The 11786-nt window shown below is 68.9% G+C and carries 11 protein-coding genes and 1 pseudogene; 6 read left to right on the top strand and 6 right to left on the bottom strand.

Annotated elements, in window-relative coordinates; genetic code table 11:
* Positions 1 to 115: 115 nt before the first annotated feature.
* The 4 genes from ACFWPX_RS22625 to ACFWPX_RS22610 form a co-directional block, all read right to left on the bottom strand.
* Positions 116 to 1375, bottom strand: coding sequence for a cytochrome P450 (locus ACFWPX_RS22625; protein ID WP_378928981.1), 1260 nt, complete (start codon positions 1373 to 1375; stop codon positions 116 to 118).
* Between the two features lie 53 nt (positions 1376 to 1428).
* A complete protein-coding gene (locus tag ACFWPX_RS22620) occupies positions 1429 to 2280 on the bottom strand; it encodes an alpha/beta fold hydrolase (RefSeq protein WP_378928980.1) in 852 nt (283 codons plus the stop codon).
* A 21-nt stretch (positions 2281 to 2301) separates the two neighbouring features.
* The gene (locus ACFWPX_RS22615) at positions 2302 to 2745 is read right to left on the bottom strand and encodes a PaaI family thioesterase (RefSeq protein WP_378912835.1); all 444 of its coding nucleotides are present in this window, start codon (positions 2743 to 2745) and stop codon (positions 2302 to 2304) included.
* Between the two features lie 174 nt (positions 2746 to 2919).
* Complete coding sequence (locus ACFWPX_RS22610; protein ID WP_378912834.1) at positions 2920 to 3906, bottom strand: zinc-binding dehydrogenase; 987 nt, start codon at positions 3904 to 3906, stop codon at positions 2920 to 2922.
* 220 nt (positions 3907 to 4126) lie between these two features.
* Between ACFWPX_RS22610 and ACFWPX_RS22605 the strand changes: the two genes are divergently transcribed.
* Positions 4127 to 5347: a DUF418 domain-containing protein gene (locus ACFWPX_RS22605; RefSeq protein WP_378928979.1), complete on the top strand. Its 1221-nt coding sequence runs from the start codon at positions 4127 to 4129 to the stop codon at positions 5345 to 5347.
* A 237-nt stretch (positions 5348 to 5584) separates the two neighbouring features.
* Positions 5585 to 6490 (top strand): annotated as a pseudogene (locus ACFWPX_RS22600) (DUF418 domain-containing protein); the annotation flags it as partial.
* Positions 6491 to 6526: 36 nt separating this feature from the next.
* Here the strand turns inward: ACFWPX_RS22600 and ACFWPX_RS22595 are convergent.
* Entirely contained in the window at positions 6527 to 7201 is a 675-nt protein-coding gene (locus ACFWPX_RS22595; protein WP_378928998.1) for a class I SAM-dependent methyltransferase, read from the bottom strand.
* Positions 7202 to 7262: 61 nt separating this feature from the next.
* A complete protein-coding gene (locus ACFWPX_RS22590) occupies positions 7263 to 7934 on the bottom strand; it encodes a TetR/AcrR family transcriptional regulator (RefSeq protein ID WP_378928978.1) in 672 nt (223 codons plus the stop codon).
* 92 nt (positions 7935 to 8026) lie between these two features.
* Between ACFWPX_RS22590 and ACFWPX_RS22585 the strand changes: the two genes are divergently transcribed.
* From ACFWPX_RS22585 to ACFWPX_RS22570, 4 genes are all read left to right on the top strand, one after another.
* Complete coding sequence (locus ACFWPX_RS22585; protein WP_378912831.1) at positions 8027 to 9496, top strand: MFS transporter; 1470 nt, start codon at positions 8027 to 8029, stop codon at positions 9494 to 9496.
* A 128-nt stretch (positions 9497 to 9624) separates the two neighbouring features.
* A complete protein-coding gene (locus tag ACFWPX_RS22580; RefSeq protein WP_378928977.1) occupies positions 9625 to 10275 on the top strand; it encodes an urease accessory protein UreF in 651 nt (216 codons plus the stop codon).
* 28 nt (positions 10276 to 10303) lie between these two features.
* A complete protein-coding gene (gene ureG / locus ACFWPX_RS22575) occupies positions 10304 to 11011 on the top strand; it encodes an urease accessory protein UreG (RefSeq protein WP_378912829.1) in 708 nt (235 codons plus the stop codon).
* Positions 11001 to 11669 (top strand): urease accessory protein UreD, encoded by a 669-nt coding sequence (locus ACFWPX_RS22570; RefSeq protein WP_378928976.1) that lies wholly within the window; start codon positions 11001 to 11003, stop codon positions 11667 to 11669. The genes ureG and ACFWPX_RS22570 overlap by 11 nt, the downstream gene beginning before the upstream one ends.
* Positions 11670 to 11786 lie beyond the last annotated feature (117 nt).

Below are 11786 nucleotides of genomic sequence, written 5' to 3'. Positions count from 1 at the left end.
CACACCCCCCCACCACACTGTGGTGGCGCCGGGTGTCGCCCCCGGGCCGGGGGCCTGCGGCCCCTGGGGCGGCCCCCTGGGCTCGTGGGTCGACGGCGCCCATGTGAACGGCGCTTCAGCGCAGGCGGACGGGTAGTTCGAGTAGGCCCCGGATGAGGGTGCTGGTCTGCCAGTGGAGGTCGGCGGTGGGGGAAAGGGTCAGGTCGGGGAAGCGGTGCAGGAGTGCGGTGAAGGCTATTTCGGCTTCTACACGGGCCAGGGGAGCGCCTACACAGAAGTGGATGCCGTGGCCGAAGGCGAGGTGGCCCGTGGTGGCGGTGTCGGTGGCCAGAGTGTCGGGGTCCGGGAAGCGGGCTGGGTCGCGGTTGGCTGCCGCGAGGGCGACATAGACGATCTCGCCTTCGGGGATCTCGGTGCCGCCCAGGGTGATCGGTTTCGCGGTGAAGCGGGCCGTTGCCATATCGACGGGACCGTCGAAGCGCAGGAATTCCTCGACGGCGGCGGGCACACCGGCGGGGTCGGCGCGCAGGGCCTGCCACTGTTCTGGGTTGCGGAGCAGGGCGAGGACACCGTTGCCGATGAGGTTCACCGTGGTCTCGTGGCCCGCGACCAGCAGCAGGAACGCCATCGAGACCAGTTCCTGATCGGTGAGCCGATCGCCCTCGTCGTCGGCGAGGACCAGCTGCGACAGCAGATCCTCGGCTGGCTCGGACTGCTTGGCGCGCACAAGTTTCGCCAGATAGCCGACCATCGCGGCCGACGCGGCAGGACGCTCGTCCTGCTCACCCTCGCCGACAACGGTGACCAAGGCCTTCGTCCAGGCCTGGAAGTCCTCGCGATCCTCGAACGGGACGCCGAGTAGCTCACAGATCACCGTCACCGGAAGCGGATTGGCGAAATCGCTCATCAGATCGACCTCGTCGCGCTCACTCATCGCGTCCAGCAATGCCTCGGTGATCTGTTCGATGCGTGGGCGCAGCAACGCGACCTGGCGGCTGGTGAAAGCCTTGTTCACGAGCTTGCGCAGCCGAGTGTGCGCGGGCGGGTCGGTGCCGAGCATATGGCTCAGGAGCGTGACGATATTCGGGTCCGTCGCGGTGGTGTCGCGCTTGCCGTGCAGGATCGCGTTGAGCCCGACGGCGTCCTTGCGAAATCGCGGGTCGGCGAGCGCGATCTTGGCTTCGGGATAGCCGACGATCACCCAGCGGATGACGTCGTCGGGGAAGCGAACCCGATGGACGGGACCCGCGGCACGCCACCGGCGATATTGCGCGTGCGGATCGTCGAAGAAGTCGGCGCCGATGGACTCGACATGGGCGGGAGCGGTGAGGTCGGCCATCGAGTCGACGGTACCCGCGCCAGGCGGGATGCGCATCGACCGCGCGCACCCCGGCACGTAACACCCTGTGGCGAAAGCTAATTCGCGATTCAGGAGGTGCGCGGCTCCGTCGTCGACGTACTCGACTCGACCGAGACCAGGAAACTGTGGAGTAGTCCGGTGACGGCCTGTGGTTGTTCGAGGGAACTCGAATGGCCGCACGCGGGGATCGTGTGGAGCTGCGCGTGGGGGATGAGCGAGGCGATGTGGCGGGCATGTGGGAGCGGGGTGGCGGCGTCATCGGCGCCGACAATGATCTGGGTGGGGACGGTGATCGCCGGGAGCTCGTCATCGACGGCGCCACGTTCGGTGACGCCGTGGACGGCGTCGCGCAAACCGGCGCGGTCGACCACGGTCAGGCGACGCGACCACTCGCGAACCACCGCCTTTCCGGCGTCGGAAGCCCGGAACGAGGGACCGAACAGGTGAGTGGCCACCTGGCCCGCGATGGGGCGGATGCCGAACCAGCGCAGCGCCCACGCGAGACGGTGGTATTCATCGATCTTGGTGGGATCCTCGGCTTGCGCGCTGGTGTCGAGGAGCGTGAGCGACCGCAGGAGATCACCGTGCCTGGCGGCCAGTCGCTGGCCGACGAAGCCGCCCATGGACAGGCCGACCCAGTGCACGGGTCCCGCGTCCAGAGCGCGGATCACACCCGCCGCGTCGGCGGTGAGAGTGTCCATGTCATAGCCGCCGGCGGTGGGTGGGGTATCGCCCTGACCGCGCCAGTCGAGGGTGACGCAACGGTAGTCGCGTTGCAGGAACTCGAGTTGGGCCCGAAACATCCAGCCGCCGAACAACAATCCGTGGCCGAAGACCACAGTGGCGGCGTCGGGTCTTCCCGCGGGAGTGCCGGTGTCGGTGCAGGCGATCGGAACACCGCCGACGTCGATGATCGACATGAGGTCACTTGTTCCCGGTGCTCAGGCCGCCGCGAGACGGACGTTGCGCATCGTCACCAGCGCTGTGGCACACAGGGTTTCGCCGGATTCCTCCACCGAGAACACGTCGGCGGCGGCGATCGTGAGCAGTGCGCCGGGCTTGACCACCCGGCCGCGGGCGACCACATTCGGGCCCTTGGCGGGCGCGAGGATCTTCACGGTGTAGTCGATGGTCATGTTCACCCAGCCGACCGGCAGCAGCGTGCCCGCGGCCGAACCGGCGGCGAAATCGGCGAGCGAGCCGAGGACACCACCCTGGAAATAGCCGTCGTGCTGGGTGAGTTCGAGGCGGTGTGGTTGCACGATCTCGACATCGCCGGGCTCGACCCGGCTGAAGTGGAAACCCAGGTGGGCGGCGGCGGGCATGGACAGCACCACGCTGGGGACCAGCTGTGCGAAGTCGGGATTGGGTGCCTGTGCGGTCATCGGCTCAGTCCTCTGCTCGGCAGCGGTGGACCGTCGCTGCTCCTCATGCGGCGAATCCTGCCCGCTGGCGCCGCGCGTGAACACCCCGATCGTGGAAATTTCGCCTGCTGTTGGGGGTCTGGAAAGAGTCGGCCGGGCGAGGCGAGCGGCGGCGTCAGCCCGCCCGGCCGAGAGTCAGCGAGTTCCGGCGTGCAGGACCACTTTGCCGTTGCGGCCGGGAGTTTCGGAGACCACGGCGGCCTCGGCGGCCTGATCGAGCGGGAAATCGGCCTGTACGTCGAGGCGCAGGGTGCCGTTGGCGGCGAGGGTGACGAGTTCGGTGATCAGCCGCACGTAATCGGCGCGATCGATGTCGGAACTGCGCTGCTGGCCCCAGAACCCCTTCACCACAGCCTGTTTGAAGATGACGGCGCCGGTGTCGATGATCAGCGGCTTGCCCGACAGCGCGCCGAAGGAGATCAGTTCTCCGCGCGGGGCGAGCAGCGCCATCAGGTCGCCCGCGGCGGGGCCGCTGACCTGGTCGACGGCGCGCACGATCGGTTCGCCACCGGTGATGTCGGCCCCCGTGGCGAGCCAGCCCACCGATTCGGTATCGAGCACCGGACCGTAGCCGAGCTGTTCGAGCGCCTGCACCGAGGACTGGCCGCGCACCAGGCTCAGCACCCGCACACCGCGTTCCTTCGCGAACAAGTTGAGCAGGCGACCGACCGCGCCGTTGGCGGCATTCACCACGATCCACTGCCCCGACGTCACCTGCAGGTCATCGAGCAGCATGAGGGCGCTCAGCGGCATGGCGAGCAGTTGGCAGGCCGTCGCGTCGGACACCGAATCCGGGATCGGCACCGCTTGTGCGGCGCGGGCGACGAAGGAATCCGCCCACGCCCCACGCACGCCGGCGATCGCCACCCGCTGCCCGACCTGGAGGGTGTCGACACCGGGCCCGACCGCGTCGACGACACCGGCGGCCTCGGTCCCGGGGATCGCGGGCAGCGGGGGCCGGTAGCCGTACACGCCGCGGATGATCGCCAGATCGTGGTTGTGGATCGGCGACAGCGACATCGCGATCCGCACCTCACCTTCCCCTGGTTCGGGGGCCGGCACCTGCTGTGCGGTGAGCACATTCTTCGGTTCGCCGAATTCGTCGATGACAACTGCCTGCATGTCCGCCTCCGTGGTGGTTGCGAGTCCCTGCCGAGCGTGATCGTGCTCCATTGTGGCACCGTGGCGGTCGTGGGTCGCTCAGGTGGTCGGGGGCCCGTCGCATGGTGGGGCGCGGCTGTCAATACGCCGCAGGGCTGACCGCGAGTCGCTCTCCGGTACGGCGTGAAAATAGCTCGCACGGTGGACGAATGTGACCGGTCGCCGTGCGTACGCTCGGTGCATGGCAGACGCACTCGGAACACGTTCGCCCGCAGTGCGATCCGGATCGCGTATCGCCGAGCTCGATATCCTGCGTGGGTTCGCCCTGTTCGGGATTCTGATCACCAACGTGGTCGTGGCGACCACGCTGTGGTCGGTGGTAGGCACTCGCGAGGATCCGGTTCTGCGCTTCGGTGGCACCGTCGATCTGCTGGTGCGCGCCACCGTCGACGCGCTGTTCGCCGGGCGGTTCTATCTGCTGTTCGCGTTCCTGTTCGGCTATTCGTTCACGCTGCAGATCGCGGCGGCCCAGCGTGCGGGGGCTTCGCCGGTGCGGCGGTTGCTCCGGCGGTGTGCCGCGCTGATGGTGATCGGGCTCGTGCACGTCTACCTGCTGTGGATCGGGGACATCCTCACGCTGTACGCGTTCCTGTGCCTGACGCTGATCGCGCTGCGCAAGATGCGGCCGCGGACCGCGGTGATCGTCGGGGTGGTGTTGTACGTGACCTGGTCGGCGTGGACCTTCCTGCCGGGCAGTACCGGTGTTCTCGCGTTCGGTGAGTTCGTCGACCTGCCCGCGATATCCGCCGACTACACCGCGGACTTCGCGTCGACGTTCTCCGCGCAGACCGCCCTCGCGCCGGTCTTCCTGCTGCTGATCTGGTTCAGTCAGGGCGTGCCGAGCCTGGCGATGTTCCTGATCGGCATGGCGGCGGGCAAGCGAAACCTGTTCGCTGACCCGGATACGTTGCGCCGCTGGTCCTTTCGTGTACTCGTGCTCGGCTTCGGTCTCGGCCTGCCGATCTCGGCGATGACTTTCGCCGAGTCGATGACCTGGTGGGACGCCCCCGCCGCGATCCACGGCCTCCAATTTCTGGTGAATCCGGCCATGACGTTCGCCTATGTCGCCGCGATCCTGCTGGCAGCACAGTCCGCCCGGCTCGGCCGCTGCACGGCCCTGCTCGCCCCGGCCGGGCGCATGGCCGCCACCAACTACATCGGTCAGTCGATCGTCCTGATGCTCGTCTACACCGGCTACGGCCTCGCCCTCGCCGACACCATCGAACCACTGGCCGTCATCGCCATAGCCCTGGTCACCTTCGCCGCCCAACTCTGGCTCAGCGCCTGGTGGTTGCGCGGTCACCGCTACGGCCCGGTGGAGTGGTTGCTGCGCGCCGCGACCTACCTGACGATCCCACCGTGGCGGCGTCGGCCCGAACAGCACGCTGCGCCCGGCGCATAAGCTGCCGATTCGGCGCTCTACCGTTGTCCCGTGCTCGACGTATCGGATCCGCCCGCAACGAAACCCGTACACCGGATCGCCGAGCTCGACACCCTGCGCGGGTTCGCGCTGCTCGGGATCCTGATCTGCAATGCGGTCGTCGCCGTCGGCCAATGGGCGCCGGATCGTGCGAATTCGGGTGGTGATCGCCTGGTTCTGGCGACAGTGGACGCGCTGTTGTCCGCTCGGTTCTATCCGATGTTCGCGTTCCTGTTCGGTTATGCGTTCACGCTGCAGGTGACGGCCGCGATACGGGCCGGTGCCTCGCCGACGGCACGGTCACTGCGGCGCTGCGCCGCGTTGATGGTCATCGGCCTCGTGCACGTCTTCTTCCTCTGGGACGGTGACATTCTCACCTTGTATGCCGTCCTCGGCCTGATCCTGATCGCGGTTCGCGCGCTCGGTCCGCGGACGGCCGCCCTCGCGGGTACGGCGCTGTTGCTGTTCTGGGCGATCGACAGCGTCCTGCCCGGCCTGACACCCGGCGACGGACTTCGGATGCCCGAGGTGGGGGCCGCCTATACCGGCACTGCCGCCGAAACCTTTTCCGCCCAGCTCGCTGTCGCGCCCACCGCGCTGCTATTGGTGTGGTCCGCCGGGGCGGTGCCGAGCCTGGCCATGTTCCTGCTCGGCATGGCCGCGGGCAAACTGAACCTGCTCGAGCGATCGAACATGGCGCGTACCTGGGCTTTACGCGCTCTCGTAGTGGGACTTGGTGCGGGACTGCCCGTTGCAGCGCTCACTTTCGCGGCGTCGATGGGGTGGTGGACACCGCCGCTCGTTCTGTTCGGGATCCAGGCGCTGGTGAATCCGCTGATGACTTTCGCTTACATCGCCGCTGTGGTGCTGGCGGCGCGGTCGGTACGGCTCGGTCGCCACTGCGCCGTGTTCGCACCCGCGGGCAAGATGGCGGCCTCGAACTACATCGGTCAGTCGATCGTGCTGATGGTCGTCTACACCGGCTACGGTTTCGCCTTCGCCGACGATGTGTCGCTCGGCGTCGTGATCGCGATCGGCCTGGTCACCTTCGCCGCCCAGCTCGGGCTCAGCGCCCGGTGGCTGAGCCGCCACCCGTATGGGCCGGTGGAATGGGTCCTGCGTGCTGCGACCTACTGGACCGTCCCTGCCTGGCGCAAGCCGTCAGCCGGCGGCTCGAGGCGGGCGGTGGAATTCGGCCCGCCAGCGGTTCAAGCCCGAGGCGTCGTGGCGAGGGATGGATTCCACACGGACCTGGGTCAGGTCGGGGGCGGTGAACGAGTCGATCTCGCCGCGGGTGAGGGGCCAGGGTGGGCCGGTGGTGGCGGGGGCCTTGCTGATGTCGGCGATGACGAGCAGAGTCGCGCCGGGCGCCAGCAGGTCGCGGATGCTGGTGATGGCGGCGGCGCGGACATCCGGAGGCAGGGATTGGACGGTGATCGACTCGATGACCAGGTCGAAGGCATGGAGCCAGGTCGGCGGCGGCTCGAGCAGGTCGGCGACCTTGTAGGTGACGGGGGAATGCGGGAAGCGGGCCCGCGCGCCGCGAATGGCGGTAGGGGAGACATCGAAGGCTGTTGTTCGGATGCCTTGGGCGGCAACGAATTCGGCGTCGGTGCCGTACCCGCAGCCGATCACCAGGCCCCGCGTCCCCTGCGGTAGCGAGACGGTGCGGAGCCAGTCCACCAGCAGGGGGTTGGGAACGTCTCGATCCCACGGAACCACCGAGGTCCCCGCCGCGGCCTCGGCATAGAGCGGTTCGAACCATCCGGTCGGATCGTTCGCGGCCAGTGCCTGGGCGGCGAGGCGGCGATCGGCGGACGGCTGCGCGTCGGTCATGGGTCCAGTCTTCACCACCGACGACCACCGTGTCTTCCGACATTCTGAACGACGCTCGCGGTCAAGCTCGACGGGCGGCGCGCGCGGCGAAACCGTCGCAGAGCGCTTCGAGGCCGAGAAACAGGAGGTCCTCGGAGGTCAGGTCGCTCACCCCCGCGCCTTCGAGGTCGGCCAGCGCAGGCGGCACGGGGAAGGAGGGCTTGCCCTCGAGGAGATCGCGCAGGCCATTGGTGTCGTCGGTGGCGGTGCGCTTCTCGGCGAGGAGCGCGCCGCCGACCACCGGCAGGCTGGCGCCGGAGATGTAGTTCCAGACGGAGAACCCCATCGTGGTGGCCTCGCGGGCCGTCACGTCGAGCTCGCGCAGGCCCTCGACCAGCCAGGCCAGGCTGGTCAGGCCTTGCGGGCCGAAGCTGTAGCGGGGGACCGCGAAGGTGAGCAGCACCCAGGGATGCTGCTGGTAGAGCTCCCAATCGATCTCCGCGGCGATGCGCACCCGGTCGCGCCACGTCCACCCTCGACCGGCCGGATCGGGGTAGGGGTGGCGGGCGGCGATCTCGTCGGTCATGGCCGCGATGAGTTCGTCCTTGTTCGCCACGTGCCGATACAGCGACATGGTGCCCACATCGAGACGGTCGGCGATGCGGCGCATCGATACCGCGTCGAGTCCGTGGGCGTCGGCGAGGGTGATCGCGGCGTCGACGATCGCGGTGCGGGTGAGCTTCGCCTCGGTCATCCCATGACTCGCTTTCGTAATACAACCTTCATGCGTACACTGTACCCAGCTCCCGCGTACGGCGTACGCAAACCGTGGAAGGATTTCGGAAAATGACGAAGCTGGAACCGGCGGTGCCCACCGCAGTCGCCGGTGGACGCCGCGCATGGCTCGGATTGGGCGTGCTGCTGCTGCCGGTGCTGCTGGTGTCGATGGACATCTCGGTCCTCTTCCTTGCCATGCCGACCCTCACGGCCGACCTGGATCCCACCGCGTCGCAACAACTCTGGATCCTCGACATCTACGGGTTCATGCTGGCGGGTCTGCTCATCACGATGGGCAACCTCGGCGACCGGATCGGCCGCCGCAATATCCTGCTCGTCGGCGCCGCCATCTTCGGCGTCGCGTCGGTGCTCGCCGCGTTCGCGCCCACCGCGCCGATCCTCATCGCGGCCCGCGTATTGATGGGCATCGGCGGTGCGACGCTGCTGCCGTCGAGCCTGGCGCTGATCTCCACCCTGTTCCCCAACGCACGGGAACGGGCCACCGCGATCGGCATCTGGACCGCGTTCTTCGCCGGTGGTTCGGCGATCGGGCCGATCATCGGCGGTGTGCTGCTGCACCACTTCTGGTGGGGCTCGGTGTTCCTGATCAACATTCCGGTGCTGGCGATTCTGCTGATCTTCGGGCCGATCCTGCTGCCCGAACATCGTTCCGCGGCCCTCGGCCCGATCGATCTGCCCAGCGTCGCGCTGTCGATCGGCGGCATCCTGCCGTTGATCTACGGGATCAAACACATCGCCGCCGAAGGCCTGGACGCGGTGTCGCTGGTGATCGCGGTGATCGGCGTCGGGCTGCTCGTGCTGTTCGTGCGCAGGCAGCGTCATCTCGCGGAACCGCTGCTCGACCTGTCGTTGTTCACGCGGCCGCTGTTCCGGGTGGCGATCGGGGCGAGCATGGCCGGCATGATGTCGCTCGCCGCGATGAGCTACCTGACCAGCATCTACCTGCAGTCGGTCACCGGACGTGACCCGCTGGCCGCCGCGCTGCTCGGCATTCCGATGGCGATCGCGGTGTTCGTGTGCTCGATGAGCGGCGCGCGCCTCGGGCTGCGGCTGGGCGTGCGGGCGACGTTCACACTCGCGCTGATGCTGTCGGCGATCGGCAACCTGATGCTGCTCGGCGTCGGTGTCGACGGCGGCCTCGGCTGGTACGTCGCGGGCTCGGTGATCGCCGGTATCGGGTACGGCTTCTCGTTCACGCTGGTGTCGGATGTCGCGGTGTCGGCGGTGCCCGCCGAGCGGGCGGGTTCGGCGGTCGGGATCTCCGAAACGAGTTTCGAACTCGGCAATGCCCTCGGTCTGGCCCTGCTCGGTTCGGTGGCCGCGCTGGTGTTCCGCTCCGGCGGCGACTTCGGCGAGACCCTGGGCGACACCCTCCTGCAGTCCTCCGGTGACGAGGGGCTGATCCACGCGGCCCGCGAATCCTTCGTCAGCGGAATGCACCTCGCGACCGCCGGCGGCGCACTGCTGCTGATCGCGATGGCGGTGCTGGCCTGGCGCTCGGCCCGCACCACCCGCTGAGCCGACAACAGGTCTCGACGCTCGTCGGCGTCGGTGACGACCGCCGGGTGGGGTGATCGCTGCCACTGTGTAGGTTGATCGTCAGCCTCACCGGGCGGACGTCCAGGTCGGTTGCTTAGGATCGTCGGATGCGAAACGACGGTGCGACGGGCCTGGCGACATTGCTCGCCCTGGCCGATTCGCGCCTGCCTATCGGTGGACACGTGCACTCCGGTGGCGTCGAGGAAGCTGTGTCGTCGGGGTTGCTGCGCGACAACGCGAGTGTGGAGTTGTACCTCCGGCGTCGCGTCGCGACCTCGGGACTGGTCAATGCCTCGCTGTCCGCCGCGGTCTGTGGCGGGGCGCTGACTCCAGAACGCGCCGAGCTCGAAGCCGACGCCCGCACACCATCGCCTGCCGCGCGGGCCGCTTCACGCGCGCAGGGGCGTGGTCTGCTCCGCCTGGCCAAACAGCTGTGGCCGCACCACGATTGGGCAGCAGCCGGTCCGCGTCCGCACCTGTCCACGGTGTTCGGCATGGTCGGCGCCGCCTGTGGTGCGAGCACCGAACAGCTGGCGGGCGTCGTCGTCTACACCACACTCACCGGCGCCGCCACCGCCGCGCAACGCCTGCTCGCCCTCGATCCCGCCGCCATCGCCGCGAGCACCATGCGCCTGGCGCCGCTGTGCGACCGGATCGCCGCCGAGGCCGCCACCGGCCTCGCCGCGTTGTCCGATCCACTGCAGGACGCGCTCGCCGAACGTCACCTCCATCGCGACATGCCGTTGTTCGCGTCCTGATCCCTGAACCCGAGAAGAAGGAGCCCCCATGCCTCCCCATCTGATCGATGGCGAACCGCACGATCACAGCCACGACCGGCCCAAGCGCGACCGCGCCGCGGGTGATGCCCTGCGCATCGGCATCGGCGGCCCGGTCGGCTCCGGTAAGACCGCGCTGGTCGCGGCCCTGTGCAGGCAACTGCGCGACGAGCTGTCCCTCGCGGTGCTGACCAACGACATCTACACCACCGAGGACGCCGACTTCCTGCGCCGCCACGCCGTGCTGCCCGACGAGCGGATCACCGCCGTGCAGACCGGCGGCTGCCCGCACACCGCCATCCGCGACGACATCACCGCCAACCTCGACGCCATCGACGACCTCGTCGCGGCCAACCCGCCGCTGGACCTGATCCTGGTGGAATCCGGCGGTGACAACCTCACGGCCACTTTCTCTTCCGGCCTGATCGACGTGCAGATCTTCGTCGTCGACGTGGCCGGCGGCGACAAGGTGCCGCGCAAAGGCGGCCCCGGCGTCACGTTCTCCGACCTGCTCGTGGTGAACAAGACCGACCTCGCCCCGCTGGTCGGCGCCGACCTTGGCGTGATGGAGCGCGACGCCGCCAAGGTCCGCGACGGCCGCCCCACCGCACTGGTCTCCTTGACCGACGACCCGGCCGCCACCCCGGTCCTGGCCTGGGTGCGCGAACAGCTGCGGGTCGCCGCCGAACAGGACGCGGCCACCGGCGTTGCGCACTGAACTGAGCATCGTCGCCGTACCGGGCAGACTGCCCCGCATCGACGCGGTCGGCGGTCTGGCCGGGCGGCACACCGGGATCGACACCGTGCACCTGATCGGCACCGCGGCCACCCCGCTCGGCGGGGACGAACTCGACATCACCATCGTCGTGCGCCCCGGCGCGCGGCTGGTGGTCCGGTCGGTAGCGGCGACGATCGCCCTACCGGGCGCGGACACCGTGTGGTCGAACGCGCACTGGCGTTTCGAGGTCGGCGAGGGCGCCGAACTCGACTTCGATCCGGAGCCGACGATCGTGGCCGGTGGCGCGCACCATCACACGGTGACCACGGTGCAGCTGGCACCCGATGCGCGCCTGCGGCTGCGTGAGCGGGTGCAACTGGGCCGCAGTGGCGAGGACGGCGGCGGGTGGCGCGGTGATCTGCTGGCCGATATCGGTGAGGTGCCGCTGCTGCGGCACCGGCTCCAACTCGGCGCGGGTTCGTCGACCGACGATCGGCTCACCGCACCGCGCGCGCTCGACAGCGAACTGGTCTACCCGGATGATCGCCCGGCCTGGTCGGGCAGTGTGGACGAGGTTCGGCTCCCGCTGGCCGCGGGTGGATCGCTGGCCACCCGCACGAGTAGCCGCCTGCGCGCGCTCGTGATCGCCAACGCATAGCTGAGGAAAACGGCGGTGGGGGGGGGGGGGGGGGACGCCGACCCCCCCCGCGGGCGACGCTGTAACGCTCAGGGACTCCGGGTGTGGGTCTGGGGGGCGCGGGGGGGCTCCCCCGCG

This window comes from Nocardia sp. NPDC058518 (genome assembly GCF_042719655.1).
Lineage (GTDB): Bacteria > Actinomycetota > Actinomycetes > Mycobacteriales > Mycobacteriaceae > Nocardia.
The sequence above is the reverse complement of the archived record's forward strand: the minus strand, read 5'-3'. Positions and strand labels throughout refer to the sequence as shown.